Raw genomic sequence first — 26,498 nt, forward strand, 5'->3', positions numbered from 1 at the left:
TTCGTATATAGTAAAAAGGCTGGGATTTTGTCCCAGCCTTTTTTATATATCTCCAATCATCATACTCATCAGACAAACATCCAAATAAACACCATTATCTTTAACCCCTCTTGGCATGATAGCTTCAAGTTCAAAGCCCATTTTTTGATAAAGGCGGCGTGCTCGTTCATTGCGAGCTTGAACAGTTAATTCTAATCGTTTTATATTACTTGATGGACCCTTTGCCCATTCAATCAATTTCTCCATCATCGTGGTACCTAATCGTAAACCCCAATACTCTTTTACAATTGAAATACTGATGTCTCCAATATGATTCAATTTAGGTTTATCATTTCCATGGATTTCAGCAATACCTATGACTTCTTCTTTATCTAAAGCGACTAATAAAACTGTTCTATTAGATTCTAGAATAGCTTCAATTTCTTTATATTCTTCTTCTATACTTTTATTTGGCCCCTCGGCCCCCATTGTCATAAAACCTGTCTCACTTGCAATTCTCTGCAAATGGTTCAGCACATTTTGGGCATCGCTAGGGATAGCTTCACGAATAGTTATCTCATCTCTCATTTGCTATCACCCAGACCCTCTTCAAATGAATAAAGCAATTCTTCGTATCTTTTTCCAACAGGATCAAAAGTCAGCTCACGTTCCAATAATTCTTCTCCAACAGGAACAAGTTTGATCTGTAAATATTCTTGTGGTAAATCTTCTGGAATAAATGTTGCCCATTCAATAATGGAAACACCGTCTCCTTCAAAATATTCCTCTAATCCTAGATCAATCCCACCAGTTTCTTCTAGTCGATAGACATCCATATGATACAAAGGAAGTCTCCCTTCTAAATATTCTCTAATAATCGTATAGGTTGGGCTTTTAATCACTTTGCTGATACCAAGACCTTGGGCTAAGCCTTTTGTAAAGGTTGTCTTACCTGCTCCCAAATTTCCTTCTAAAAGAATGACATCTCCTGGTTCAAGAAATTTTGCTAACTCTGCAGCTATTGATCTAGTTTCTTCTTCATTATGTGCTTTTAGTCGTTTCATATTGTTCTCCTCTATCCGTTTCTACTTACCTTTTATTGTAATTCAAGTATGTAAAAAAAGCTAAATAAAAAATCAATCAAATGAATAACTGTTTGATTGATTTTTTATTTAGTACATTTATTCACTACATACCGTTATCCGTTGGTTAATAAAATTTTGATTTTCAATCTCATCAACGAGTGCTAAGGCAAAGTCAGCGTAACTCACTTCACTATTTCCCTCACTATTCGTTAATAATATGTCTTGACCTAATTGATAATTTCCAGTTCTTTCCCCTTCAGGGTTAAAAAAAGCAGATGGACTTAAGTAGGTCCAGTTGATATCTTCTGTTTGACTTAAAAGGTCAAAAGCTTTTGCCATATTAAGTGCTGTAGGTTTTGCTTCCTCAGGAAAAGTTGCAGTGTCCATCAAACGTGTTGTATTTGTATCATCGATATATAAACTGCCTGCTCCACCAACAACGATTAGACGTGGTTTATCATGTCCTTGAATTAAGGATACAATATGAGCTAGACTTGTTTGATGCAGTTCTTCTTTTCCTTGTGGGGCATTAAATGCATCGACCACTACATCTAACTCTTTTATATCATCAAAATCTAAGTCATATAAATCTTTTTCAATATAACGGCTATCTTTACTGTCTGTAAGCTTAGAAGCGTTTCGAACTAAAGGAATGACTTCATGCCCTCTAATCAAGGCCTCTGCTGAAATTTTTGAACCTGATTTACCTGTTGCACCGATAATTCCGATTTTCATATAATTTCCTCCTTATGCTGCTGATTATTCTTATTTAATTATAATGAGAAAGTATCCAATTGAGCAACTATTCTCCCTTTATTAAAAAATATTAAAAATGATAAAACAAAAAAACTGACTCAATCGAGTCAGTTTTTTAGCCTTATTAACCCATTAAGGTTTGGTTAGCAGTAATAATTGCTAATTTGTAGACGTCTTCTTCATTACAACCACGGGATAAATCGGAAATTGGTTTGTTTAACCCTTGCAAAATTGGTCCAATAGCTTCGAAATTACCAAAACGTTGTGCAATCTTGTAGCCAATGTTTCCTGATTGTAGTTCTGGGAAAACAAATACACTTGCTTGTCCAGCAACTTTTGAATCTGGAGCTTTTTGTTCAGCAACAGAAGCAACGAATGCAGCATCAAATTGCATCTCACCATCAATGTCGTATTGAGGAGCAAGTTCTTGAGCAATCTTAGTAGCTTCTGCTACTTTAGTTGCTTCTTCAGCAACAGCTGATCCTTTTGTTGAAAAGCTTAGCATGGCAACTTTTGGTTCAATCCCAAACATTTCTGCTGTTTTAGCACTTTCAACAGCGATTTCAGCTAATTCTTGAGCATTTGGATTTACGTTGATTGCACAATCTGAGAACAAGTATTTTTCTTGTCCACGGCCACGCATCATGATAAATGCGCCACTTGTACGGCTAACGCCTGGTTTAGTTTTAATGATTTGCAATGCTGGGCGAACAGTATCCCCTGTTGAGTGGATTGCTCCACTTACTAAACCATCAACTAATCCCATGTATGTTAACATTGTCCCAAAGTAATTTTCATCTTTTAATAATTGAATAGCTTTTTCTTCGGTAACTTTTCCTTTACGGCGTTCTACGAAAGAAGCAATCATTTCATCTAATTTATCATAATTAGCTGGATCAATAATTTCAATATTTTCTACATTAAAACCACGATTTTTTGCAGCTTCTTTTACAGCTTCAGGATTTCCAATTAATACGGGTTGAATTAAATCTTCAGATGCTAAACGAACTACAGCACCAAGAATACGAGGTTCAGATCCTTCTGGAAATACAATACGTACTTTTTTACCTTTAATTTTTGCTGATAAACTTTCAATTAGTTCCACACTAAAAACCTCCACTATTTGTGATTATTTATACATTACTATCATACTCTTATATTCATGAAAATGACAGTCTTTTGAGCCCAAAACCTATAAGTATTCCTTATTGAACCGATTCAGGCAACTGCCAGTTTATCGGCTCTTCGCCGAATTTGATCAATGCCTCATTTGCTTTAGAAAATGGTTTCGATCCGAAAAAACCACGGTAAGCGGATAAAGGGCTTGGATGAACTGAGGTCAACACAACGTGTTTTGATTCATCAATCAATACTCTCTTTTTTATTGAAGGATTGCCCCATAGAATAAATACTATTGGCTGATCTCGGTCGCTTAATTTCTTTATGACAGCATCGGTTAGTGTTTCCCATCCTTTTCCTTTATGTGAATGAGCTTGTCCTTTACGCACGGTTAACACAGTATTTAGCAATAAAACACCTTGTTTAGCCCATGATTCTAAATAACCATGCTTTACAGGCGCAATTCCTAAATCACTTTCTAATTCTTTATAGATATTAACTAGTGAAGGGGGAATTTTCACAGTTGGCAACACAGAAAAACTTAATCCATGAGCTTGATTTGGCCCGTGATAAGGATCTTGTCCTAAAATAACTACTTTCACTTCATTATAAGGTGTCCATTCAAAAGCTTGCCAAATGTGATGCATCTTTGGATAAACGATTGTTTCTTGATATTCTTGTACAAGAAATTCTTTCAGTAAATGGTAAGATGTTGTGTTTGTTTGTTCTTGCAAAATTGGCAGCCAATCATTCTCTACAGGTACGCTCACCATGAATCCTCCTTTGTCTCTTTAAAAAAGTTTCTTCTTTTTACTTTACTTCTATCCTACAAGAATTAGTCGCTTCACACAACTCTACTCTTCATCTGATCATTATTTTTTGTTTGTTATTTTCATGTTTCTTTTTGGTAAAATTTAAGAAGAAAAGGCATTTTGCGTTTATTTTGTCTCTATTAATGGTAGACTTATTAAGACAAATGAATCTTGGGAGGAAACAAAATGATAGAGCTTATTGTATCTGATATGGATGGAACATTATTAAATGAAAAAATGAAAGTTTCTGAAACAAACGCTAATGCTATTAAGGCGGCTATGAAACAAGGGATCCATTTTATGGTTGCAACAGGACGCGGCTTTACTGAAGCTCATCCGTTGCTTGAAGAAGTGGGCATTAACTGTTCATTCATCACTTTAAATGGAGCTCAAGTATATAACGAAGAAGGTAAAGTAATCCAAAATATTGGAATTGATAAAAAAACTGTTCATGAAATCGTCGCTGAAATAAAGAAAAGAAATCTTTATTGTGAGATGACGACATCAAATGGAATTTATTCAGACAATAAAGCTAAACGTATTGAGTCTGTGGCTTCTTTATTATACGAAACTAACCCTGATACGACATACAAAATGGCTGTTGTTTTAGCAGCTGCCCGTTTAGAAATTATGAACATCAATTACGTTGAGGATTACGAAGAACTTGTACATGATGACTCCATTGAAATTTTAAAAATCATTGCGTTTAGCGATGAAGGTCGCAAAGTACTGGGGCCACTTACTGAGGACCTTGAAAAATCTGGAAATCTTGCTGTTACAGCTTCTTTCGTTAATAATATTGAAATCAATAATATTAACGCACAAAAAGGAATCGCTCTTGAAGAAGCTGCAAAAAAATTGAATATCCCACTTGAAAATATCATGACTCTGGGCGATAATTTTAATGATGTCTCTATGTTGAAAGTAGCTGGTTATAGTTTTGCTATGGAAAATGCCGAGGAAGAAGTTAAAACATATGCGAAATACCGGACAACCAGCAATAACAGCAATGGCGTAGCACATGCTATAACCTTAGCTTTAAACAACAATTTGGAATCAGCTAAAGCCCCAAGTATCATGGAAAATGCAGAATAAAGGTAATTCCCCCAGACATTTAATGATGTAATTGAAATGTAACAGTTCGCTTTCTTTTTTCGTTATTAGCAGTAGGCTTATATTCGCTTCGCTACCTATTGAATGAAGGGAGAGACTATTATGGATGCCAGTACACAATGGTTTTCCACTGTAATAGAAATGGTCGGTAATGTTGGTTTTCCTATTTTTATCGCTTTTTTTCTACTTCAGCGTATGGAAACCAAACTTGATGATGTTGTTAAAGCTCTTCATGAACTGAGTCAAGTCATTAAGTCAGCTGAATAAAAAGAATCCACCGTTTATGACGGTGGATTCTTTTTTTTATTCCGTTTCATTATTTTTTTTGGTATAATTAAGACGAACATGTAACCGCTTAATTTAACATTAGAGGAGCGTTCAATATGGTACTTTTGTATATGAAACAAGAATACGTTTCAAAACAAGAAAAAATCCTCGTAAAAAATGAACAAGGCAAAGACATGTACCTAATTTCAGGTAAGTGGGGCAGAGTCGGCGACAGTATCTCTTTATACGCTATGGATGGAACTTTGCTTGTAGAATTCAAACAAACCGTATTATCCTTATTTCCTAAGTTTGATATTTATAGTCAAAACAAAAAAGTAGGCTCGATAGCGAAACATCGTACTTTAAAGATGGTTTATTTTAAAGTTACTCCATTAAATTGGGTTGTAACTGGAGACTTTTATAATCATCATTATTTTGTACACTGCGAGAATCACCTTATTATGGAATTGGATAAAGCTTATACGCCCTTTGGAGATTATTACAAGTTGTCTGTCCCAGAAGCCCAGCATGCACCCGTTTGTTTGTGTATTGCTTTGATTGTTGATAATCTAACTTTAACACGATTGCCTAAACCATCTCCAAAAAAAGTTAACCGAGCTCTCCAATCTTTTTAACCTACGAAAAAAGCATTAATCTGATTTTTTTTCAGGTCAATGCTTTTTTAATTCACTTTCCATTGCATATGATCATACAAATGATTGCCTAAAGTACATTTCCAAGTCTTTTTAAAACCTACTTTAAGGTAAAGTTGTTGTGCCTTTTTATTTTGTTGATCGCAATTCAACCCAATAATTTTTTCATTTTCTGCCATTACAATAGCGGGCAAAGCCTCTAACAATTCTGTTGCCACACCTTGTCCCCTAAAATTCTCATCTGTTACTAGAGAATCTAAGTACCACTCTCCCTTAGTTGTTTCAATATCTTTAAACAGTGGTTCCACTATCCCGTGTTCTTTCAATTTTTCATTTAATGGGTCATCAATTACAGCTTCCAACTCGCCTTTGTAACCAAAGCATACTCCCGCTCTTTTTCCATCACGGACACAGATAATTGCACGATGATAACTATAACGATAATTTTTATTTTCCATAGCTTCTTTCATCATATTTTTTAAGCTAATAGAATCTATTTCTGTTAGCAATGGCAGTTCCATATCTTCTAAAATAATCCATACCCATTCTACTAATTGTTCTATATCTGAAACTTCAGCTTTTCGAATCATTTTCCTACCACCTTTCTTTAGAGTTATTTTCATTTCTATCATAGCGAATGAGAGATACCTATTCAACTATTTAATTTATCCATAAGAACATATATATGTAAGAACATATCACATGATAATATTACATTATTGTTGCAATCGAGTTAAACTTAAATTAGAATAATAACTTAGACAAGGAGGTTTATTAATGAATTTACGAAAACGATCACTTTTTACACTTATGACAGCTATACTACTGACAGTCATTTTCACTACACTATTGCCTGGTACAGCTTCTGCCAAAGAAACAAACAAAACTTATATTATTGGAACGGATGTTACCTTTGCTCCATTTGAATACAAAGATGTTGATGGGGAATACAAAGGAATTGATGTGGATTTATTAGATGCTATCGCCAAAGATCAAGGCTTCAACTATGAATTACGACCTTTGGGATTCAGTGCTGCACTGCAAGCTTTAGAATCAAATCAAATAGACGGTATGATTGCTGGAATGAGCATTACACCTGAACGTCAGGAATCTTTTGATTTTTCTGAACCATACTTCGAGAGTGGCGTTGTTATGGCTACTTCTGAAACAAATGATGAAATAACTTCTTATGAAGATTTAGAAGGGAAAACAGTCGCTGTTAAAGTTGGAACAACGGGCGCTGCTTTTGCTGAATCAATTCAAGAAGAATTCGGTTTCGAATTAAATACTTTTGAAGATTCTGCAAATATGTATGAAGATGTTTTAACAGGAAATTCAGATGCTGCTTTTGAAGATTACCCTGTAATGGCTTATGCTATTCAGTCAGGATTAGGTTTGCAAATACCGACTGAAGCTGAACCTGGAGACAATTATGGTTTTGCTGTAAATAAAGGACAAAATGCTGAGTTATTGGAAATGTTTAATAACGGTCTGATCAATATACGCGCCAATGGAACTTATGATGAAATACTAGATACTTACCTAGGTGATACATCTACCGTAAATGAATCAGCTAATCTTGGTTTCTTTGGTTTGATTCAGCAAAATGGTGGAGAATTATTAAAAGGACTAGGTAGAACATTATTACTAACTATTATTTCTTTCGCTATTGCTACTGTTTTTGGTGTTATTTTAGGATTATTTAACGCTTCGCCTAATAAAGTATTAAACTGGATAGCAACGATTTACGTAGATATTTTACGTGGTATCCCGTTGATTGTATTAGCGTTTTTCATTTACTTCTCTATTCCTCAATTTTTAAGTATCCAAATACCTGCTTACATTGCTGGTGTGATCACGCTAAGTTTAAATACCACAGCATATATTGCTGAATTGGTTCGTGGTGGTATCCAAGCAGTAGATACTGGTCAACTGGAAGCTTCAAGAAGTTTAGGACTTACTTACAATACATCTATGCGTAAAGTTGTATTGCCACAAGCTGTTAAAATAATGATTCCGTCTTTTATTAATCAATTTGTTATTACCCTTAAAGATACTTCAATTCTTTCCGTTATCGGTATCGTTGAATTGACTCAAACCGGAAAAATTATTATTGCCCGGACTTACTCTTCTGGAGATATGTGGTTGATTGTTGGACTGATGTACATTATTATCATCACGATTCTAACGAAGTTTTCGAACTATATTGAAAGGAGAACATCAAATGACTAAAGTAAAAGTAGAACATCTAAAGAAAAATTTTGGAAGTTTAGAAGTTTTAAAAGACTTGAATGTTGAAGTTCAAGAAGGAGAAGTCGTTTGTATCATCGGTCCTTCAGGGTCTGGTAAAAGTACATTTCTCCGCTGTCTGAATGCTTTAGAAGAAATTACTGGTGGTAAAGTGATCATTGATGACTTTGACCTTACTGATCCAAAACAAGACATCAATAAAGTACGCGAAAATATTGGAATGGTTTTTCAACAATTCAACTTGTTCCCTCATCTAACGGTTTTAGAGAATATTACCTTAGCACCTAAAGAACTCAAAAAGGATTCTACTGAGGCTATTAAAAACCATGCACTAGAATTATTGGAAACCGTCGGACTTTCTGAAAAAGCAAATGATTACCCTAAATCATTATCTGGTGGACAAAAGCAACGTGTCGCGATTGCACGTGCTTTAGCAATGAATCCAGATATTATGTTGTTTGATGAACCCACAAGTGCTCTTGATCCAGAAATGGTTGGCGATGTGTTGGAAGTCATGCAAAAGCTGGCGGAACAAGGTATGACTATGCTGGTCGTGACTCATGAAATGGGCTTCGCTAAAGAAGTAGCCGATCGCGTTATTTTCATGGATGGTGGATACATCGTTGAAGAAGGCAAACCTGAACAACTCTTTAACCATCCTCAACACGAACGGACAAAGAACTTTTTAGAAAAAGTTTTAGTTTAAAAAAAAGATCTGCCCTACGAGTAAATTCTCGTGGGGCAGATCTTTTTTTAAGCTTTAATTGTTTCATCTACTTCGTTTTCTTCATTCTTTTGGCTCTTTTTTTGTAAGATATGCATCGTTACAATCAATAAACCATTGAAAAACAGTATGATTCCAATCATCACAAAGTTAGCATGCCAATAAATATCATTTCCTAGACCATTACTGATGGCTTGCCTAAACCCATAAACAGAGTATGTCATTGGCAACAGTAAATGAATAGCTTGGAAGAACCCGTTCGTTAATGGAATAGGGAACGTTCCACCAGAGCCGCCTAATTGCACGACGAGTAAAACCATTGCTAAAAAGCGCCCAACGTTATCTAGTGCCACCACTAAAGTCAACACAATAGACATAAAGGCTAAAGAAGTTAGTACGGCTAATAAAAAGAATTTCCCTATAAATAAAACATTTAATCCGATCATTAATAAGATGCCACATTCAAATACAGCCATCAAGGTTGCTACAAGTATAGCTACAGAAACTTTGCTAAGCCACCACTCAAAACCGGATTTCCCTTCAAGTGACCTCTTACGAACAGGATATATTGTAGTAAAGACAACTGCTCCAATATACAGTGCCATTGACATAATATAGGGTGCTAATGCTGCACCATAGTTTGGTACTTCACTATATTTTTCTTGGTTTAATTCGATTGGATCTGCAAACATATCCATTGTTTTATCCGTTGCATCTACTTCATTAACTTTTGTGGAACCTTCCAATAAACTAGTTGATAATTGACTAGTTCCATCTTTTAGCGAGTTGATTCCATTGCCTAATGTTTGGGATCCGCTGCTCAGTGCTTTTGAACCTTCTCTAAGCTGTGCCGAACCATCTGCTAAGCTTGTTGCACCATTAGTTAAACTAGCCGAATTTTCGTTCAAAAGAGATGTTCCTTGGGCTAATTGATTTGATCCACTACTCAACTGATCAATTCCTGCAATAAGGTTTGGCAATTGGGATGTTAATTGTCCTATACCACTGTTTAATTTTTCAGAACCTGTGTTTAATGCTGTTGAATTTGCATTTAGTTCATCTGCTCCAGCCTGTAAGGAGTTTACTCCATTTGTATAGTTTGTTACTCCGTCAACTAGACCCTTATCTCCTGATAAACCACTCTGAATAGCTGATAATCCTTGATTCAATTCAGTCATCCCTTGAATGATTCCTTTATTCGAATTGGTCCCTTGACGTTCCAATGCTGATTGAATACCTGTTAAACCTGTGATCAACTCATTCATTGCTTGATTGGTTGCTGGTAATAGTTGATTTGAACTTTGAGCTAATGTATCTACTTGCGTTTTTAGTTCAGTTAATTGATCCGTAAGCCCACTAACAGCAGCTAATTCTGTCTGCAAATCGGTTAACGAAGTGCCCATTTCATTTGCAGCTGCTGCTGTATTATTTACATCTTCATTTGCAATACCTAGCTGATTTTTAAGAGTTGCTAATTCTGTATTTTTTTGTTCAGTTGATGTTTCTACTGCATTTAGCAATTCATTTTTTTGTTCAGTAGTTAGACTATCAAAAGTAGTTGCATCAAGTAATGCAATAGCAGCTTCATTGTCTGCTTGAATCGTTTTTTCAAGTGCATCAACTTCAGCCGTTACCCCAGATAAATCCTCTCCCGTTTTTCCAATATCTTGAGCAACTTCATTTAAGCTTACGCCAGATTGTTGTAAATTCGTTTGAATTCCACTAAAGTCATTACCATCCGCTTGTCCATTAAGAACGGCATCTAACTTTTGAATTCCTATGTTCATTGAAGACAAGTTTTCCATTAAAAATTGTAGTTGTTCAGTATTCTCCTTTGATAAACTTTTATCTAATTCTGAAGAAAGTTGATTCAAACCAGTTAACAATTGATCGCTGCCCGATTTAACTTGATCAACACCATTACTGACTTCAATTGTGCCTGCTTGTAAGTCCGAAGAATTTTCATTCAAAACTTTTGTTCCATCAGCAAGTTGTGAAACACCAGCAGTATAAGTTTTCAGTCCGTTTGTAAGTTCTGTTGAACCATTTTCTAAAAGAGATCCCCCATTTTCTAATGGTTTTACTTTTGAAGAAAGTTGATTAATTCCATTGTTCAGTTGGTCTGCTCCATTATTTACTTGGGCCACTCCAGCTGTGTATTCTTTTAGTCCAACAGCCAGCGTTTGGGTTCCTTCTTCAAATGTTAATGTACTTGAAGATAACTTTTCTAGATTTTTTGTTAGTTCTTGGCTTCCATCAGCTAATTTCCCAGTTCCCTCATCAATTTCTCCAGCTCCATCAGCTGCTTCTGAAAAACCTGTTCCAATTGTGCCTAATTGTTCAAAAATTGCTTCGGTATAAGCTTTTGTTACATTAGTGGATACTTCTGCTTTAACATCTTTTGCAGCAGATTTACTAATAACTTCTCCAATATAATTTAATGAGCCATTTGTTTCATAATCAATTGTCATTTTTTCTGGATTCGTCTCCATCAATGTAGCAGCATCTGTTGAAAAATCACTTGGTAATGTCATTACCATATAATACTCGCGATTTTCTAAGCCTTTTTGCGCTTCTTCTTGAGACACAAAATGCCAATCTAATGCATCATTCTTTTTGAGTTTATCAACAACATCTGATCCGATATCAAGCTGATTTCCTTGATAATCAACAGAGTGGTCTAAATTAACCACAGCCACAGATAATTTATCTGTATTTCCATATGGATCCCAGTTAGATTTCAAAAAGAATCCAGCATACATGATAGGTATAAATAACATAACCATACAAGAAATCAGCAACATTTTATTAGAGACTAATTTCTTCCATTCCGTTTTTAACATATCCATTTTACTTGTACATCCCTTTCAATAAAACGACTTTTATTTTTTATTCCAATCAATACCAGGCATTTCATTTTTTCCTATTGATGACCAAATAAGTTGATCTAACGTCTGACGTTTTAGAAAATTTGTGTATTGTTTATCTGCCTCTTCAAAAGTCGTTACTAAGGTTTTTTCTCCATTACTAGCTGGTTCGCCTATATCTGAGAAAACCTGATTAATCATTCCTGAGTTTGGGTAGGTAACAATCTTACCTTCTAATGCTTCAACAATTTCCAGTAAGTTTATTTTTTCAGGTTTTTTAGCTAATATAAAACCACCATTGCTTCCAGGAATTGATGTTGCTAATCCGCTAACAACTAACTTTCGGATAATTTTTCTGATATAAGAATGAGATGTTCCTTTTAAACGACTATTTAATACATGTGAAGTGATTGGAATATAATTATCTTGAGTAGAAAGCATAGCTAATATACAGATTGCTTGTTCCAAACCCTTTGTTAACTTCATTGTTTCCCTTCTTTCTATTCCATAAAATTTAATTGTGGACTTTAAATGTCCACGACGAATAATATACCTCTTTCCTTATAAAATTACAACTATTTTATTCTTAAATTTTTTTTATCACATAAAGACAAAATGAGTTTTGCTAGACAAGTTTAATGGTTCAAGTTATCCTAAATATAAAGAACTAAAGGAGTTGATCTGACATGTTTTTGGACATAACCGAGCTCGCTCAACAAAAAATTAAACAGATCTGCTCTCATCATACAGGGCACTTGGTATTTTATTATGAATCTAGAATCGGCTGTACTTGTGGAAATAATGGTATTTTCTTATTAAAAATCACTCAGCAAAACGATTCCGAGTTAGATGCAACTTTAGATTCTTCTTTAGGTAAATTGCCTATTCAAGGATGGAGCCTTCCTTTTTTAGATGACCAAATGAAACTAGATTACAATGAATCAAAACATGCTCTTATTCTACGCAGTGATAGTGGCCTGATAAATGATAATGTATTGATTCTTAATGATGCTAATCAGTCTATTTCTTAAGTTCTTTAAACAGAATAATGGACATTTTTCTGTATTTCCGTTACAATTCATTTACTTACTAAATAATAGTAGATTAGTTAAATGGAGGTATTTTATGTTTTTAACAGTAACTGAACCTGCAATAGAACGGATCAAAACCATCCAAGCACAACATCCTGGAAAATTAGCTTTATATTATAATCGTATCACTGGCGGATATGCGTGTGGAATTGTAGGCACTTTTTCACTAAAATTGTTTACCAGTCCTAGTGAAGAGTTGAATGATACCATTGATTCCACAATCGGAAAAATAGCAGTTCAGAAGGAACGCTTAAATGACTTGTCAGAAAATGTTGTATTGGATTACAAAAAAACGATGAATAGTTTGATTTTAAGAAGTGACGCTGGGTTAATAAATGATGACGTTACGGTTCTCGATAATGATAATAACAAATTATTTTAATCGTTCATTCTATTAGGTAAAAAAACGCTGAGACTATGGAATCAATCCATAGTCTCATCGTTTTTTATTTTTTATTCCAGTCCTTCTTTGATTCTTACAGCTGTTTTTAGTGGGATTCCGAGGCCATTTATTTCTTCTACACTGGCTTCTTTTACATTTTTAACTGATTTGAAATGTTTTAGTACTTTTGTACGTGTTTTGGGTCCAACACCTTCGATACGATCCAATTTAGAAGATAAACTATTCTTTCCGCGTAATTGGCGATGGAAGGTGATTGCAAAACGGTGGACCTCATCTTGAATCCGTTGTACAAGATAAAATGCTTGACTCGTTGGTTTAAGCGTCACTTTTTGAAGATCCTCTCCAAAAATAAGCGAAGAGGTTCTATGTTTATCATCTTTCACCATACCTGCTACTGGAATGGATAACCCAAGTTCATTTTCCAGGATATTAATCGCTCCATTAACTTGAATTTTACCACCATCCATTAAAATTAAATCGGGCAATGGTTTGCCTTCTTTTAAAAGCCGTCCATAACGTCTACGAATAACTTCTTCAGTTGTTGCTAATTCATTACTACCAGAAACACTTTTTATTTTGTATTTTCGATAGTTACTTTTATCAGGCTTTCCATCTAAAAAGGAAACCATAGCTGAAACTGGGTTTGTTCCTTGAATGTTAGAGTGATCAAAAGCTTCAATACGGCTGGCTAAAGGTAAACTTAATGCTTCTGACAGTTCTTTGATCGCCCCGATTGTTTTGCGGTCATCCATTTCAATCAGTTGAAATTTTTCATTTAACGATATTTCACTATTTTTTGTCGCTAGATCCAACATATCCTTTTTACGTCCTTGGATTGGAACTTTTACTGGAATTTCCAATACTTCCGATAAAGTTTTTGTATCTACACCATTTGGCACCAATACTTCTCTAGGAAGCAGATGATTGTCTTCCTGATAAAACTGGACAATATAAGAGGCTAATTCTTCTTGTGGTGTATCGTAGCAAGGAAATATAGTCGCTTCTCGTTTAATCAACGTAGCTTGTCGAATAAAGAACACTTGAATGGAGATCCAGCCTTTATTCATGTAATAGCTGAAAACATCTCTAGTCGTAAAATCATTTGTAATAATATTTTGTCTTTCTACAGTTGTTTCGATGTATTGAATTTGATTGCGGTATTCAGCTGCTCGTTCAAAAGCCAGTTCCTCAGCTGCTTGCACCATTTTACTTTTCAATGTTTTTTTAATTTCTTTTACATCGCCGTTCAAGAACCGTCTAATTTTGTCGATTTGAGCATCATACTCTTCTTTTGGAATCTCATGATCACAAGGACCAATACATTGCCCAAGGTGATAGTACAAACAAGCTCTCTTTTGATATCCATTGCATTTTCTCAATGGATAAACTTTTTGGATAAACTGTTGAGTCTCACTCGCTGCATATACGTTTGGATAAGGACCGAAATAATGACCTCCATCTCTCTTTACTTCAGATGTAATAACGAGTTGCGGGTCTTTTTCATTTGTAATTTTTAAATATGGGTAACTTGTTCCTTGCTTTAATTTAATATTGTATTTTGGCAGGTGTTTTTTTATTAAAGTAATTTCAAGCAGTAAACATTCTTTATCGGTTGAAGTGATAATGGTTTCAAAATCAACAATTTCTTCAACCAATAGTTGGGTTTTTCCTTCATGTGTTCCTCTAAAATAAGACCGGACTCTTTTTTTTAAATTTTTAGCTTTTCCGATATAAATGATTTCTTTTTCTTTATTTTTCATCAAGTAGCATCCTGGTAAGTCAGGAAGCAACAAAAGTTTATTATTAATATGTGTACTGACCATATTTATGATTCCCCTTATATTCTTCATTACTTTTTTAACGTCATTCTGTAATTCTTATTCACTAGTTTACCATTAAACAGTAAAACAACGACAGAATTAATACTCTGTCGTTGTTCTTGTCTTATTATTTTTTAGTAGAACTAAATAAAAACCAGTTATTAAATGCACTATAATCTGAGTAACCTACTACAATATCTTGGTATACATATTTCTTTCCAAGTTTATGTTCACCTGATTTATATTTCTCTTCAATATCTTGTGCCATTGCTTGATACAACTTTTCTATTTGTTCTCCGTCAAGTTGTCCATATTTGTTTTCCCATAGTTCTAAGAAAGCTTCTTCATCACTATCTAAATAAAAATCAATCTCTACTTGCTCCGCCACTTGAATCACCTTTTCTAAGAAACTCTTAATTTAAAATATTAATCGTAATTGTTTTTCTACCAAAATTATTGGCTTGTTGAACACTTGGGAAATGAATATCAATTTTATTTCCTTTTATTGCTCCACCGGTATCGCCGGCAATAAATACCCCATATCCTGGTATTTCAACCATAGAACCTAATGGTATGACTTTTGGATCTACTGCTATAACCATTGGATTGCTTTCTAAATTGATTCCTGTTGCAGTATGAGTACTTAAATTAGCTTGTTTTGTTGAATAGCCCGTTGCAGAAACAACAATCGATTTTCCTTTTGAAGACGTTTCTGTACTTTCAGCAGGCTTAGTTGTTGCAGTTTTTTTAGTTTCAACAGTAGATTCTGTTTCTTTGATTTCCGTTTGACTATTTGATGGTTCAGCTGCAGTTGTTGTCACAGTCGCTGATTCTGTTTTTGTTGCAAGAGTTGCCTCAGCTTCAGCAGCTGCTTTATCTGCTGCCGCTTGTTCTTCTTTTGCCTTAGTCTCTTCTGATGCTTTTTCCTCTGCTGCGGCAATTTTTGATTCTTCTAATTCACGTTGTTCATCTAACTCATTTAAAATCGTTTGATTTTCGTCCATTGTTTTTTGAAGAGTAGCAACTTGTGTATCTAATTCCTCTTTTTGTTCTTTAGCTTCTACTGTTTGATTTTCCAATAAAGCTAAATCACTTTCTAATTCATTTTTTAAGTCTGCTAACTCTTGCTTTTCATCTTCAGCAACTTCCAATTGATCGTTTCCTGCTGATTGTAGAGTAACTAAAACATAAGCACGATTAAATAAGTCTGTAACACTTTCAGATTCAAATAATGACACTACTACGTTTTGATTTACTTCTGTTGTTTGCATCGATAAGATTCGTTCTTTTGCTTGATCCAATCGTTCTTTAACAACCTCTTCTTGTTCTGAAACTGTTGCACTTGTTGCTTGAACGGTCTCTTTTAAAACTTCAATTTGAGTAGTTAATTCTTCTAGCTCACTATTTTTTTCATTTACCTTAGTTAATGCTTTATTAATTTGACTATCAATTTCTGCCATCTCTTTTTCTTTTGTGTTCTGTTGCGATTCAATTTCATCTAATGTCGCTGCAAAACCAACGGTCGGAATGACATTAACCAATAATAAAGCCAACATAAGGCTAGAAACTAGTTTTTTTATTCTCACAAATTGACAACACCCTTCTCTTCTACTTTTAATCCCTTCAATGATTATAACCAATAAAACGACTTGTTATATTTCTTTACGATTACTTTTTGTTACAAAATCTTTTTTTGGTGTGCTAAAATTGTAATAATCGTATTAGGAGGATGAAAAATGTTTAAAAAAATCTATTTTGCTAGTCCACTTTTCTCTGAAATGGAAAAAAGTTACAATGAAAAGCTTGTCCTTAGTATTAGAGAAACTTATTCAGACATAGAGGTCTATGTTCCTCAAGAACAAGGTGAAATAAATGATAAAAATACTTATGCTGATTCAATCGCTATTGCTAAATATGATACTGAGGCACTGCTAGCTAGCCAATTAATGGTAGCTGTCTTAGACGGTTCCACAATCGATGTCGGAGTTGCTACAGAAATTGGCGTTGCTTATCAAGCCGGAATTCCAATTATTGGTCTCTATACTGACGCTCGTCAACAAGGTGCTAAAAATCCTCAAAAATTAGCCGCTTTACAAGAAGTTGCAGAATCTCAATTTTCTTATGTCAATCTTTACACGGTTGGACTTATAAAAATGAATGGAGCTATTTATAGCACTTCAGAAGATTTTATTACCGCAATCAATGATTATTTGTAATTTTTCGTAACAAAAGAGCAATGGAAACCAGCTGGTTTCCATTGCTCTTTTATGTGCTTTTATTTAACTATCTTTTATATTTAGAGAACTTGAGTTGTTGGTTCAGTAAACCAAGTGATGAATAACCCAATCACAAAACCAATTGTAGCTGGAAGAATCCATCCCATTCCGATACTGAACAATGGAAGATACTCATTGCAAAAAGCTAAGAATTCTTGCACTCCATTAATACTTTGAACACTTTTTGGTAATGCTTTAAATAAATCTGCCACACTCACCACTAAAGTAAATAAAGTCGTTGTCACATAGACTACTTGTCTATCCTTAAATAATGGAGACAACAGAGCTAATAAAATCAGCGTAATCGCTAATGGATATAAGAACATTAAGACCGGTAACGAGTAAGCAATAATATTTGTTAAACCTACATTAGCGACTAGCGTTGTTAAAACACTAAATACAACAACATAAGCTTTGTAGCTAATAGAAAGAGGAAACATTTCTTTAAACGTTTCCGCACAAGCTGTAATTAAACCAATCGCTGTTTTTAAACAAGCCACTGTTACAATCACAGCTAGCAACACACTACCTAACGAACCGAAGTAAAATTGCGAAATTTGTGTTAAAGCAATTCCACCATTTTCTGAAACTGGAAATTGACCAACACTCATTGTTCCTAAATAAGCTAAACTAGCATAAATAATGCCCATTAAAATAATACTGATTAGTCCAGATTTGACCGTGTCTTTTGCTATCTCACTTGGTTTAGTTACCCCAAGATTTTTAATCGTTTGAACAACGACTATCCCAAAGGCAAGAGAAGCTAATGCGTCCATTGTATTATACCCTTGAAGAAAACCACTAACAAAAGGTTGATTGACATAGTGACCAGTGATAGGTGCTTCTGCTACCCCTCCCATTGGACGAATAAATGCCGTTAAAATTAAAACACCTAAAAATACCAAGAAGATAGGATTCAATACTTTACCAACGTATACCAAGATTTTCGTTGGTTTTAAAGAAAGAAATAATGCGACACCATAAAATAAAATAGAAAAAATTGCTAACCCTAATGTTTGATGATTTGAACTGATGTAAGGTGTTATCCCAATTTCATAAGAGACTGTACTTAATCTTGGTAGCGCAAAAAATGGTCCAATTGTTAAATATAAAGCTACTGTCATAAAATACCCATAATAAGGATGAATGCGACTAGCTAAATCAAACAAACCATTACTTTTAGATAGGCCAATAGCGATTACGCCTAAGAATGGCAATCCTATACCTGTTACTAAAAAACCTAATGTAGCCCAGCTTACATTTGAACCTGCCACTTGCCCCATGTGAACGGGAAATATTAAATTACCAGCTCCAAAAAACAAACCAAACAACATGGATCCTATATATAGATAGGAAGACAATGTTAATCCTTTTTTCATAAAAAACGTCCTTTCTAACGTATCTGTGTTACACGTAACTTAAATAATAGCTTTTTTGATGCTCTCCTTCAAGCAAAATCCTTAATAAGGTTGAATCTTACTAAAAAAGATTTCTATTGCTTTTATAGATAATGACACAATTAAAAAAACTGTTAGATCATTTTAACAGTCAGTAGCTCTCAACATTAAGAAAACACCTCCTAGTTGTAGCGAGGTGTTCCCTTATTTATTGTAAAGTAATTTAATATTGTTGATCGTAGTCAATCAAGTTTACAGGCAATTTTTCATCAGCTAAGTAAGCTTTTAGATTTTCTTCAAAGATAGCAAATAGACGTTTTTTGAAATGTTCTGCGATTCCAGTAATATGAGGAGTAATCAAAACATCTTCTCTATCCCACAGTGCGCTCTCTTCTGGTAAGGGTTCTGTTTCAAAAACATCTAAACCGGCGAAAGTTAACTGACCATTATTAAGAGCTGCTATTAAATCATCTGTTTTAACCGTTGGTCCTCTTCCAACATTGACGAAAAGAGTTCCTTCTTTCATTTGAGAGAAAATATCTTGATTAAAAAAGTAATGGGTTTGATCCGTATGCGGTAAGATATTTATGAGGATGTCCGCTTGTTTCACTTGGTCAACTAGTTCCGGCTGCTTAATTAATTGATCCATGTATTCAACATCTCTTCCACTGCGATTTACACCGATTGTTTTCATATTAAATGCTTTTGCCAATCGTCCAACTTCCACGCCGATTTTCCCGGTCCCTACGATCATAATCGTTTTCCCATGCAATTCCATCAATTTATCTACTTGCTCCCATGTTTTGGTTTGTTGATCTTTAATTGCCTTTTGAATCCCTCTAGCATAAGCCAACAGTATTCCAAAAACGGATTCTGCAATCGGAATACTATGTATCCCACTTCCATTAGTCAGTATGATATTTTTTTGTTTTAGTTTTTCTAAATCAAGAAAATCGACACCCGCTGCTTTTCCTTGTGCCCACTTCAACTGACTTTTATTATTTTCTAGTAACTCTTGTGCATATTGTCCTGTCCATCCATATATAATTTCAACAGACTCTAAAGAGATTTCTTTTAAATCTGTTTCCCATCCTTTAATCAACTCATATTCTGGTGCTAATTCTTTTAGCGTTTGAAATTGTTCTTTTGTTGTTTCTTGTATCAGTAAAATACTTTTTTTAGTCATTTCAATATCACCTTTTCATTTTTTCTTTTATTATCTCATTACAAAAAAAGATAGCAAAGAATTTCACTTATCTCTTTCCATTTTCTGTTAATTTTATCGTATTAGATGGTACAATAGAGTGAAAGATAGAAGGTTAGAACGGGGGGCTTGGATGGATAAAGAACATTTACTGATGACAAAAATAATTATCGAGGGTGACTTTCATGATTTTCAACTGTATAGTGGGAAATTTTATTTATGGACCAATCAAAAAACCTTGAACATCTACAATTGGAACAAATGGATGCAACAATTGACTTTAATTGATCGACCCATCTATTTAGAACCACAACCTACTGAACAATTACGTGTTACATTAGAGGAATTAGCTCCATTCCTAGAAAGAACCCTTTCTTTTCCTGAATCAATTTACGATAGTGCTTTATTTAATCATACCTTGTATTATTCAGATTATACTGGTTTTTACCGTTATTCTTTAGTAAGAAAAGACGCTGAAAAAATACGCATTTGGGAACAACCAGTCTACTCTATTTCCTTATCGTCTACAGGAAGAATGGCTTTATCTGCTGGGGAAGCTGGTCTTTTTGAATACTTACTCTCTTCTTACTATTATTATGAACAACTTGAACGCCAAGTTGCCACACGTGTGTATCAAGTCAATTCCCACTATTCTTCTCAAGCGATATGGGATCACCATGATGTTATTCAATATGGTCGAAGTCAATCTGAATTGACGTACAAAACTCAATTTAGTGAACAAAAAGGTCAATTGTATGTTACGAATAGTCTACAAATAACTCAGTCAAGTGATTCTTTGACTAGTAGTGTACAAGAATATTTGCTGCCCTTATCCTTAAACCCACCATCCATGCAAGATGGACTTTTATTTTCATTTGAAATGGATCAGCAAAAAGTAAAAAAAGATCGTTTATATCGTTCTAAGTCCGTTCGCTTAATAGAGAAGCTTCCAGCTGCACTTGAAAACTCGTCACATTCTCCTGATTTCTTACTAGTGATTCCTACTTCACCTATCTTTAAAGTGATCTTACAAAATGAAATTTTATTAGACCTCCCTAGACAAGAGATCCATAAATTTAGAATTTACAACCGAACACGACATTATCGTAACCAATTGCATATTTTACGAGATGAATCACTGATTTTATATCTGTTCACAGAAATTAATCGTTAAAAAAGAGCCCTTAGATAATAATCTAAGAGCTCTTTTTTATTTTTTTAAGCATCCAGTGGATCATTGCCTAAATAAGCTTGCAACATCCAAATCGTTTTATCTACACCAGATTTATATCCAATCAACAAGTCTTGTGTTGCATCGTCTCCAGCTTCACCAGTGAGAACAATTCCTTTTGCTAATTTATCCCCAATAATTTTATAATCTGAAACAGTTGATGCTACCATTTCTTCAGCAGTTTCTTTGCCATCATATGGAGCTTCTTTAACTAAAGAATGTTCTAAAAACTCTCCCAAAGTCGAATAAGGTTTTCCACCTACTGCAATCAAACGCTCTGCCAATTCATCAAATTGTTCAGTTACTTCATCATAAAGTTCTTCAAATTTTTCATGTAAGTTAAAGAAATGAGGACCTTTTACATAGAAGTGATGTTGATACAGTTTAATGTTAAAAACCCCAAAAGTTGCAACCAATTCATTTAACAATTCTTGTACTTCAGTTTGTTTTTCCACTATTCTATTCCTCCTATTTATTTTATTTATTAACTTATAGTTATTATAATTTAACTAAAATTTATAGTCTAGCAAAAACCCTTTATTTTTAAAATTATTTAAACAATTGATGTTCATTAAATAGATAGGATATTTTACACATTTAGGATAGTTTGTGGTCAATTTATGAAGAAAAGAATCCCTACCATCGCATTTCATAATTATTTGTGCTAAAATGGTCAAGATATATAAAAGAATAGGGGTAAATAAATTAAATGATTACAGTAACTAATGTAAGTTTACAATTTTCAGATAGAAAATTGTTCGATGACGTAAATATAAAATTCATTCCTGGCAATTGTTATGGTCTAATTGGTGCAAATGGTGCAGGTAAGTCAACTTTCTTAAAAATATTAGCTGGTGAGATTCAACCTTCAACTGGTAATGTTTCTATGGGTCCCGACGAACGTTTGACTACTTTAAGTCAAAATCACTATGGCTTTGAAGATTATACTGTTTTAGAAACAGTTATTATGGGACACAAACGTTTATACGAAATAATGAAAGAAAAAGATGCTGTCTATATGAAAGCTGACTTCACTGATGCAGATGGTATTTTAGCTGCTGAATTAGAAGGCGAATTCGCTGAATTAGATGGTTGGGAAGCTGAACCTCAAGCGGCTGTTATGTTACAAGGTCTAGGAATTTCAGAAGCTATGCACGATAAAAAAATGAGTGAGTTAACAGAAGGTTTAAAAGTTAAAGTCTTGTTAGCACAAGCTTTATTCGGTAAACCTGACGTTCTTCTATTAGATGAGCCTACCAATGGTTTAGACAAACAATCAATTGAATGGTTAGAAGAATTCTTAATTGATTTCCCTAATACTGTTATTGTTGTTTCCCATGACCGTCACTTCTTAAACAAAGTTTGTACTCATATGGCTGACGTTGACTTTAGTAAAATCAAGTTATATGTTGGAAACTATGACTTCTGGTTAGAATCTAGCCAATTAGCTTCTAAATTACAAGGTAATGTAAATGCTAAAAAAGAAGAGCAGATTAAAGAACTACAAGCCTTTATTGCTCGATTTAGTGCTAATGCGTCTAAATCAAAACAAGCAACGTCTCGTAAAAAAATGTTAGAAAAAATCACTTTAGATGATATTCAACCTTCTTCTCGTCGTTACCCATTCGTTGGGTTTACTCCTGATCGTGAAATCGGTAATGACTTATTGCGTGTGGAAAATATCTCTAAAACAATCGATGGCAAAAAAATATTAGACAATATCAGTTTTACTTTGAACAAAGACGATAAAGTTGCCTTTTCAAGTAAAAATGACATAGCTATCACTGTTTTATTTAAAATTTTGACGGGCGAAATGGAACCAGATACTGGAACATTCAAATGGGGAGTAACAACTACTCAATCTTACCTGCCAAAAGATACAACTGACGAATTTCCAAATGACAAATTAACGGTTGTTGACTGGTTACGCCAATTCGCTTCTGCCGAAGAAAACGACAACACATTCTTGCGTAGTTTCTTAGGTCGTATGTTATTTTCTGGAGAAGACGTTCTAAAAGAAGTTTCTGTTCTTTCCGGTGGAGAAAAAGTTCGTTGTATGTTATCTAAAATGATGTTGAGCAAATCAAACGTTTTAGTAATGGACGATCCTACGAACCACTTGGATTTAGAATCTATTACAGCTTTAAATGATGGTTTGATTGCTTTTAAAGGCTCAATATTGTTTGGCTCACATGACCACCAATTTATCCAAACCATAGCAAACCGTATTATCGAAATTTCTCCAAATGGAGTTGTCGATCGTGCTGAAACAACTTATGATGATTTCTTAGATAACAAGTCTGTTAAAGAACAAATTGCAACGTTATATGCTAACTAATTTAGTTACTTGATATTTTAGACTGTTAGTTCTTCCTTTTTTATTAGGAAGGCTAAAGTCTATTTTTTTTACGTGTTGTTTAAAAGAAAAAAACTGTATTTCACAAGCTGAATTGTGGATACAGTTTTTTTTTATGAAAAAAGAATTACTCATTTTCTAGTTTTTTACAAATCACTTTATTCCTGCCTTGATCTTTCGCTAGATATAAGCAACGATCGGCTAATCGAAATAATTTTTTCATATCTTTATTTCGTGTTGAAGCAGCTAACCCAATTGAAGCAGTCACTTGGATACTATCACCATTTTCTAACAAAAAAGATGTGTTTGCTATACTCATTCTGACTTTTTCTGCTGCTTTCTGTTGATCTGAAAAAGGCAAATCACTAAGAATCAAACAAAATTCTTCTCCACCTACACGGTAAACCAGTTCACTATCAAGAGCTTTAACTTTTAAAATTGTAGCTACTTGCCGTAAAACAAAGTTTCCATTGGAATGGCCATAATTATCATTAATCCATTTAAAATGATCTATATCAATCATCATTAGTGCAGTGGTATTAATTTTTTTATCTAACTGAATATTTTTCCATTTTTCATTAAATTCTCTCATATTGTATAAACCCGTCAAAAAGTCCATTCTTGCATGTTCTTGTACTTCTAAATAAAGATTGCGGCTTGTTAATAAGTCTTCAATAAATGCAGTGACCATAATAATGACAAAGCTAGAAAGTATTAATAAACCAATGTAAATTAAACTATTCGACACTAAATTTTGATATAATAATTGTAAATTTAACGCAATCAGAGACACACAAATCGCATTTAAAATCAGCAATACACTATATTTATTGTTCACTTTTTTAATTACTTTTTTACATATGATCGGTAAGAATAATGCAAACAGAATATACATGATTGCAGTCTGAATTGAAGCGGGATTGACTCCCAATAAAAAACGAAGTGCTGACATCAAAATGACTACTGGAAGAGCAAATTTATTGCCAAAATAATAAATCATCAAAATTAAAATAATATGTCTTAAGTCTAGTAGCGCTTTGTTCGGTAGAGCAATTGAAAATAGCATCAATAGGAAACTTGTTAAACCAGCAATTCCAATCATTAGTACCTGTTCTTTTGTGTTTAGTGTAATTTTTTTTTTCTTTGGAATCAGTTTTATAAATATGTAAGATGCTGTACTAAGAATCGAAATGTTTGCGATCATATCTAAAATAATAGATGTCAGCATATAACACACCTCCATTGAGTTAGTTATAGTTAATCAGAAATCTCTACTAAATCTTCTTTCTTTTTTGCTTATAATTTCAATAATAATTTGTTTAAGATACGACGTTATCTCATGATTAATTATCGTTCATTTATAAAAAAATTTCGAAGAGATGTACTGGTTTACAGTATATCTCTTCGAAGGTCGTTTAGGTTATCTAAAAATGCCTATTAGTAGCTGAAAAAATCTAACTCACTTATCTCATTTCCTAGCTTTATGCACTTTTAATTTTTTCCCTTTAATCGTGCGATCTTGCATTTCTTCTATTACTAAAGGTCCTTTTCCATTCAGTATATCGATATACGTGACATTCTCTTGAATGGTAATAATGCCAATATCTTCAGCATTAATTCCTGGGATTTTAGCAATCGTTCCAACAAAATCGACTGCACGCATTTTTTTCTTTTTACCGCCATTAAAATAAACTTTAGTAATGCCGCGATTCAATTCTTTTGAACGTACTTGTTTCAATGGTGGACGTTCTTGTAATTTTTTCTCAAAAGCAGATTTATGACTTTGAACTAATCGTGTAGTTGGCAATGAGACTTCAATAACCGTCTGACCAGCATACTCTTTCACTTCATTCCACCATTTTTCTTCTCTAGGTGTCACCAGTGTCAAAGCCATTCCAGTTTTTCCAGCTCTACCCGTGCGACCAGTACGATGCACAAAGCTTTCTTTTTCTACTGGTACGTCATAGTTGACTACGTGTGTTACATTCTCAATATCGATTCCTCTGGCAGCAACATCCGTTGCCACTAAATAACGAAATCTTCCTTGTCTGAAATCATCCATGACTGAAAAACGATCCTCTTGAACCATTCCACCATGGATTTTATCAATTGGCAATCCTGCTTTATTTAAAAATGTGTATAAGTTGTTTACAGCTTCTTGAGTATTACAAAAAATCATACATGAATCTGCATTTTCCACAGTTAACAAGTCGAGCAGTTGCTGTTCTTTCTTATCTTCTTGTACCTTGACACTTGATTGAATGATTTTAGGTTTTGACAATTCAGTTGTCTCGATAACAATAGATTGTTTATCCTGCTTCATATAAAAACTTGCTATGCGTTCAATTTCTTTTGGCATAGTTGCTGAGAAAAGTAGCGTCTGACGTTCTGCAGGTAAAAAGTTAATGATTGCTTCTACTTGGTCCGCGAATCCCATATTTAACATCTCATCAGCTTCATCTAAGACTAAACATTCAATTTTTTCTACTTTGAAAGTTCCTTTTTGTAAATGATCTAATACACGACCAGGTGTACCTACAACAATATGACTTTTTTGTTTTAACTCAGATTTTTGAGTATCGAATGAGGCTTTACCATAGACTGCAGTAGCCTTTACTCTCTTTAAGCGACCAACATTCATTAGATCTTCTTTCACTTGAATGGCCAGTTCTCTTGTTGGAACTAAAACGAGTACTTGAGGTTTGTTTTCTTCCCAATCGACTTTTTCACATAGCGGTACTCCATAACTAACTGTTTTTCCGCTTCCTGTTTGAGATTCTACAATAACATCTTTTCCTTCTAATGCTAATGGAATCACTTCTTCTTGGACTTTAGTAGGATGAAAATAACGTAAACTTGTTAGAGCAGCAACAATTTCATCACTAATTGCAAATTCTTCAAATGTTTTCTTTTTATTCATAATAACCTCTTTCAATTGTTCAGTTTCTACTAGTATAACAGCATATGCACAAAATTACTGTCTTTTAAAGAGATATTTTAGGAAATCTATTTAATTAGTGTCCAGATTCAAAATTTTTTAACATCTGTTTCTTCATTGCGTTTCATAAAAGAACATAAAAAACGTGGTATACTAC

Annotated in this window: 26 protein-coding genes; 10 read left to right on the forward strand and 16 right to left on the reverse strand. The window is 34.0% G+C overall.

The features are described from left to right. Positions 1-42: 42 nt before the first annotated feature. From ACKI3H_RS04885 to ACKI3H_RS04905, 5 genes are all read right to left on the reverse strand, one after another. Positions 43-567 (reverse strand): GNAT family N-acetyltransferase, encoded by a 525-nt coding sequence (locus tag ACKI3H_RS04885; RefSeq protein ID WP_407371152.1) that lies wholly within the window; start codon positions 565-567, stop codon positions 43-45. After that, positions 564-1,043, reverse strand: a complete 480-nt coding sequence (gene tsaE, locus ACKI3H_RS04890; RefSeq protein ID WP_407371153.1) for a tRNA (adenosine(37)-N6)-threonylcarbamoyltransferase complex ATPase subunit type 1 TsaE — start codon at positions 1,041-1,043, stop codon at positions 564-566. The genes ACKI3H_RS04885 and tsaE overlap by 4 nt, the downstream gene beginning before the upstream one ends. A gap of 117 nt (positions 1,044-1,160) precedes the next feature. After that, positions 1,161-1,799 (reverse strand): NAD(P)-dependent oxidoreductase, encoded by a 639-nt coding sequence (locus ACKI3H_RS04895; RefSeq protein WP_407371154.1) that lies wholly within the window; start codon positions 1,797-1,799, stop codon positions 1,161-1,163. 145 nt (positions 1,800-1,944) lie between these two features. Next, entirely contained in the window at positions 1,945-2,925 is a 981-nt protein-coding gene (gene pta / locus ACKI3H_RS04900; RefSeq protein ID WP_407371155.1) for a phosphate acetyltransferase, read from the reverse strand. 100 nt (positions 2,926-3,025) lie between these two features. Continuing rightward, positions 3,026-3,709, reverse strand: coding sequence for a uracil-DNA glycosylase (locus ACKI3H_RS04905; protein ID WP_407371156.1), 684 nt, complete (start codon positions 3,707-3,709; stop codon positions 3,026-3,028). A 228-nt stretch (positions 3,710-3,937) separates the two neighbouring features. On the opposite strand from ACKI3H_RS04905, the gene ACKI3H_RS04910 reads away from it, so the two are divergent. The 3 genes from ACKI3H_RS04910 to ACKI3H_RS04920 all read left to right on the forward strand — a co-directional run bounded on the left by ACKI3H_RS04910 (position 3,938) and on the right by ACKI3H_RS04920 (position 5,766). Then, the gene (locus ACKI3H_RS04910) at positions 3,938-4,846 is read left to right on the forward strand and encodes a Cof-type HAD-IIB family hydrolase (protein WP_407371157.1); all 909 of its coding nucleotides are present in this window, start codon (positions 3,938-3,940) and stop codon (positions 4,844-4,846) included. Between the two features lie 120 nt (positions 4,847-4,966). Further along, positions 4,967-5,131 carry a YvrJ family protein gene (locus tag ACKI3H_RS04915; protein ID WP_407371158.1) on the forward strand — a complete coding sequence of 55 codons (165 nt, stop codon included), beginning with the start codon at positions 4,967-4,969 and terminating at the stop codon, positions 5,129-5,131. A gap of 116 nt (positions 5,132-5,247) precedes the next feature. Beyond that, the gene (locus tag ACKI3H_RS04920; protein ID WP_407371159.1) at positions 5,248-5,766 is read left to right on the forward strand and encodes an LURP-one-related/scramblase family protein; all 519 of its coding nucleotides are present in this window, start codon (positions 5,248-5,250) and stop codon (positions 5,764-5,766) included. Between the two features lie 47 nt (positions 5,767-5,813). Here the strand turns inward: ACKI3H_RS04920 and ACKI3H_RS04925 are convergent, their stop codons facing one another. After that, the gene (locus ACKI3H_RS04925; protein ID WP_407371160.1) at positions 5,814-6,374 is read right to left on the reverse strand and encodes a GNAT family N-acetyltransferase; all 561 of its coding nucleotides are present in this window, start codon (positions 6,372-6,374) and stop codon (positions 5,814-5,816) included. 187 nt (positions 6,375-6,561) lie between these two features. Between ACKI3H_RS04925 and ACKI3H_RS04930 the strand changes: the two genes are divergently transcribed. Both ACKI3H_RS04930 and ACKI3H_RS04935 read left to right on the forward strand, forming a co-directional pair. Beyond that, complete coding sequence (locus ACKI3H_RS04930; protein ID WP_407371161.1) at positions 6,562-8,016, forward strand: amino acid ABC transporter substrate-binding protein/permease; 1,455 nt, start codon at positions 6,562-6,564, stop codon at positions 8,014-8,016. Next, on the forward strand, positions 8,009-8,740 hold the full coding sequence (locus ACKI3H_RS04935; protein ID WP_407371162.1) for an amino acid ABC transporter ATP-binding protein: 732 nt from the start codon (positions 8,009-8,011) through the stop codon (positions 8,738-8,740). Before ACKI3H_RS04930 ends, ACKI3H_RS04935 begins: the two co-directional genes overlap by 8 nt. 47 nt (positions 8,741-8,787) lie before the next feature. Here the strand turns inward: ACKI3H_RS04935 and ACKI3H_RS04940 are convergent, their stop codons facing one another. After that, a complete protein-coding gene (locus ACKI3H_RS04940) occupies positions 8,788-11,607 on the reverse strand; it encodes a YhgE/Pip family protein (protein WP_407371163.1) in 2,820 nt (939 codons plus the stop codon). Between the two features lie 33 nt (positions 11,608-11,640). Beyond that, positions 11,641-12,111 carry an Rrf2 family transcriptional regulator gene (locus ACKI3H_RS04945; protein ID WP_407371164.1) on the reverse strand — a complete coding sequence of 157 codons (471 nt, stop codon included), beginning with the start codon at positions 12,109-12,111 and terminating at the stop codon, positions 11,641-11,643. A gap of 200 nt (positions 12,112-12,311) precedes the next feature. Here ACKI3H_RS04945 and ACKI3H_RS04950 point away from each other — a divergent pair, with 200 nt between their 5' ends. Both ACKI3H_RS04950 and ACKI3H_RS04955 read left to right on the forward strand, forming a co-directional pair. After that, the gene (locus ACKI3H_RS04950; protein WP_407371165.1) at positions 12,312-12,656 is read left to right on the forward strand and encodes an iron-sulfur cluster biosynthesis family protein; all 345 of its coding nucleotides are present in this window, start codon (positions 12,312-12,314) and stop codon (positions 12,654-12,656) included. A 94-nt stretch (positions 12,657-12,750) separates the two neighbouring features. Then, a complete protein-coding gene (locus ACKI3H_RS04955) occupies positions 12,751-13,098 on the forward strand; it encodes an iron-sulfur cluster biosynthesis family protein (protein ID WP_407371166.1) in 348 nt (115 codons plus the stop codon). Positions 13,099-13,169: 71 nt separating this feature from the next. Here the strand turns inward: ACKI3H_RS04955 and uvrC are convergent, their stop codons facing one another. From uvrC to ACKI3H_RS04970, 3 genes are all read right to left on the reverse strand, one after another. Beyond that, positions 13,170-14,942, reverse strand: a complete 1,773-nt coding sequence (gene uvrC / locus ACKI3H_RS04960; protein ID WP_407371167.1) for an excinuclease ABC subunit UvrC — start codon at positions 14,940-14,942, stop codon at positions 13,170-13,172. A 124-nt stretch (positions 14,943-15,066) separates the two neighbouring features. Then, positions 15,067-15,327 carry a hypothetical protein gene (locus ACKI3H_RS04965; protein ID WP_407371168.1) on the reverse strand — a complete coding sequence of 87 codons (261 nt, stop codon included), beginning with the start codon at positions 15,325-15,327 and terminating at the stop codon, positions 15,067-15,069. Positions 15,328-15,352: 25 nt separating this feature from the next. After that, positions 15,353-16,525: a 3D domain-containing protein gene (locus tag ACKI3H_RS04970; RefSeq protein ID WP_407371169.1), complete on the reverse strand. Its 1,173-nt coding sequence runs from the start codon at positions 16,523-16,525 to the stop codon at positions 15,353-15,355. Between the two features lie 150 nt (positions 16,526-16,675). Here ACKI3H_RS04970 and ACKI3H_RS04975 point away from each other — a divergent pair, with 150 nt between their 5' ends. Next, the gene (locus ACKI3H_RS04975; protein ID WP_407371170.1) at positions 16,676-17,155 is read left to right on the forward strand and encodes a nucleoside 2-deoxyribosyltransferase; all 480 of its coding nucleotides are present in this window, start codon (positions 16,676-16,678) and stop codon (positions 17,153-17,155) included. An 80-nt stretch (positions 17,156-17,235) separates the two neighbouring features. On the opposite strand, the gene brnQ is transcribed toward ACKI3H_RS04975, so the two are convergent. Next, a complete protein-coding gene (gene brnQ, locus ACKI3H_RS04980) occupies positions 17,236-18,594 on the reverse strand; it encodes a branched-chain amino acid transport system II carrier protein (protein ID WP_407371171.1) in 1,359 nt (452 codons plus the stop codon). Between the two features lie 241 nt (positions 18,595-18,835). Beyond that, positions 18,836-19,798 (reverse strand): phosphoglycerate dehydrogenase, encoded by a 963-nt coding sequence (locus ACKI3H_RS04985; protein ID WP_407371172.1) that lies wholly within the window; start codon positions 19,796-19,798, stop codon positions 18,836-18,838. 151 nt (positions 19,799-19,949) lie between these two features. On the opposite strand from ACKI3H_RS04985, the gene ACKI3H_RS04990 reads away from it, so the two are divergent. Continuing rightward, positions 19,950-20,990, forward strand: coding sequence for a hypothetical protein (locus ACKI3H_RS04990; protein WP_407371173.1), 1,041 nt, complete (start codon positions 19,950-19,952; stop codon positions 20,988-20,990). Between the two features lie 44 nt (positions 20,991-21,034). Here the strand turns inward: ACKI3H_RS04990 and ACKI3H_RS04995 are convergent, their stop codons facing one another. Continuing rightward, positions 21,035-21,502, reverse strand: coding sequence for a Dps family protein (locus tag ACKI3H_RS04995; protein ID WP_407371174.1), 468 nt, complete (start codon positions 21,500-21,502; stop codon positions 21,035-21,037). A gap of 254 nt (positions 21,503-21,756) precedes the next feature. Here ACKI3H_RS04995 and ACKI3H_RS05000 point away from each other — a divergent pair, with 254 nt between their 5' ends. After that, positions 21,757-23,385 carry an ABC-F family ATP-binding cassette domain-containing protein gene (locus tag ACKI3H_RS05000; protein WP_407371175.1) on the forward strand — a complete coding sequence of 543 codons (1,629 nt, stop codon included), beginning with the start codon at positions 21,757-21,759 and terminating at the stop codon, positions 23,383-23,385. 145 nt (positions 23,386-23,530) lie between these two features. Here the strand turns inward: ACKI3H_RS05000 and ACKI3H_RS05005 are convergent, their stop codons facing one another. Both ACKI3H_RS05005 and ACKI3H_RS05010 read right to left on the reverse strand, forming a co-directional pair. Continuing rightward, positions 23,531-24,631: a GGDEF domain-containing protein gene (locus tag ACKI3H_RS05005; RefSeq protein WP_407371176.1), complete on the reverse strand. Its 1,101-nt coding sequence runs from the start codon at positions 24,629-24,631 to the stop codon at positions 23,531-23,533. 240 nt (positions 24,632-24,871) lie between these two features. Beyond that, positions 24,872-26,323, reverse strand: a complete 1,452-nt coding sequence (locus tag ACKI3H_RS05010) for a DEAD/DEAH box helicase (RefSeq protein ID WP_407371177.1) — start codon at positions 26,321-26,323, stop codon at positions 24,872-24,874. Positions 26,324-26,498 lie beyond the last annotated feature (175 nt).

Origin of the sequence: Carnobacterium sp., from assembly GCF_045617425.1 — a bacterium.
In the GTDB taxonomy this organism is placed as follows: domain Bacteria; phylum Bacillota; class Bacilli; order Lactobacillales; family Carnobacteriaceae; genus Carnobacterium_B.

What these genes read in the sequence shown, in the direction of transcription:
- ACKI3H_RS04895 (WP_407371154.1), bottom strand. Translation starts at nt 1,799, where the DNA reads ATGAAAATCGGAATTATCGGTGCAACAGGTAAATCAGGTTCAAAAATT.
- ACKI3H_RS04930 (WP_407371161.1), top strand. Translation starts at nt 6,562, where the DNA reads ATGAATTTACGAAAACGATCACTTTTTACACTTATGACAGCTATACTA.
- ACKI3H_RS04955 (WP_407371166.1), top strand. Translation starts at nt 12,751, where the DNA reads ATGTTTTTAACAGTAACTGAACCTGCAATAGAACGGATCAAAACCATC.
- tsaE (WP_407371153.1), bottom strand. Translation starts at nt 1,043, where the DNA reads ATGAAACGACTAAAAGCACATAATGAAGAAGAAACTAGATCAATAGCT.
- ACKI3H_RS05000 (WP_407371175.1), top strand. Translation starts at nt 21,757, where the DNA reads ATGATTACAGTAACTAATGTAAGTTTACAATTTTCAGATAGAAAATTG.
- ACKI3H_RS04915 (WP_407371158.1), top strand. Translation starts at nt 4,967, where the DNA reads ATGGATGCCAGTACACAATGGTTTTCCACTGTAATAGAAATGGTCGGT.
- ACKI3H_RS04990 (WP_407371173.1), top strand. Translation starts at nt 19,950, where the DNA reads ATGGATAAAGAACATTTACTGATGACAAAAATAATTATCGAGGGTGAC.
- ACKI3H_RS05005 (WP_407371176.1), bottom strand. Translation starts at nt 24,631, where the DNA reads ATGCTGACATCTATTATTTTAGATATGATCGCAAACATTTCGATTCTT.
- ACKI3H_RS04945 (WP_407371164.1), bottom strand. Translation starts at nt 12,111, where the DNA reads ATGAAGTTAACAAAGGGTTTGGAACAAGCAATCTGTATATTAGCTATG.
- ACKI3H_RS04920 (WP_407371159.1), top strand. Translation starts at nt 5,248, where the DNA reads ATGGTACTTTTGTATATGAAACAAGAATACGTTTCAAAACAAGAAAAA.
- ACKI3H_RS04975 (WP_407371170.1), top strand. Translation starts at nt 16,676, where the DNA reads ATGTTTAAAAAAATCTATTTTGCTAGTCCACTTTTCTCTGAAATGGAA.
- uvrC (WP_407371167.1), bottom strand. Translation starts at nt 14,942, where the DNA reads ATGGTCAGTACACATATTAATAATAAACTTTTGTTGCTTCCTGACTTA.
- ACKI3H_RS04950 (WP_407371165.1), top strand. Translation starts at nt 12,312, where the DNA reads ATGTTTTTGGACATAACCGAGCTCGCTCAACAAAAAATTAAACAGATC.
- ACKI3H_RS04935 (WP_407371162.1), top strand. Translation starts at nt 8,009, where the DNA reads ATGACTAAAGTAAAAGTAGAACATCTAAAGAAAAATTTTGGAAGTTTA.
- ACKI3H_RS05010 (WP_407371177.1), bottom strand. Translation starts at nt 26,323, where the DNA reads ATGAATAAAAAGAAAACATTTGAAGAATTTGCAATTAGTGATGAAATT.
- ACKI3H_RS04940 (WP_407371163.1), bottom strand. Translation starts at nt 11,607, where the DNA reads ATGGATATGTTAAAAACGGAATGGAAGAAATTAGTCTCTAATAAAATG.
- brnQ (WP_407371171.1), bottom strand. Translation starts at nt 18,594, where the DNA reads ATGAAAAAAGGATTAACATTGTCTTCCTATCTATATATAGGATCCATG.
- ACKI3H_RS04925 (WP_407371160.1), bottom strand. Translation starts at nt 6,374, where the DNA reads ATGATTCGAAAAGCTGAAGTTTCAGATATAGAACAATTAGTAGAATGG.
- ACKI3H_RS04885 (WP_407371152.1), bottom strand. Translation starts at nt 567, where the DNA reads ATGAGAGATGAGATAACTATTCGTGAAGCTATCCCTAGCGATGCCCAA.
- ACKI3H_RS04985 (WP_407371172.1), bottom strand. Translation starts at nt 19,798, where the DNA reads ATGACTAAAAAAAGTATTTTACTGATACAAGAAACAACAAAAGAACAA.
- ACKI3H_RS04910 (WP_407371157.1), top strand. Translation starts at nt 3,938, where the DNA reads ATGATAGAGCTTATTGTATCTGATATGGATGGAACATTATTAAATGAA.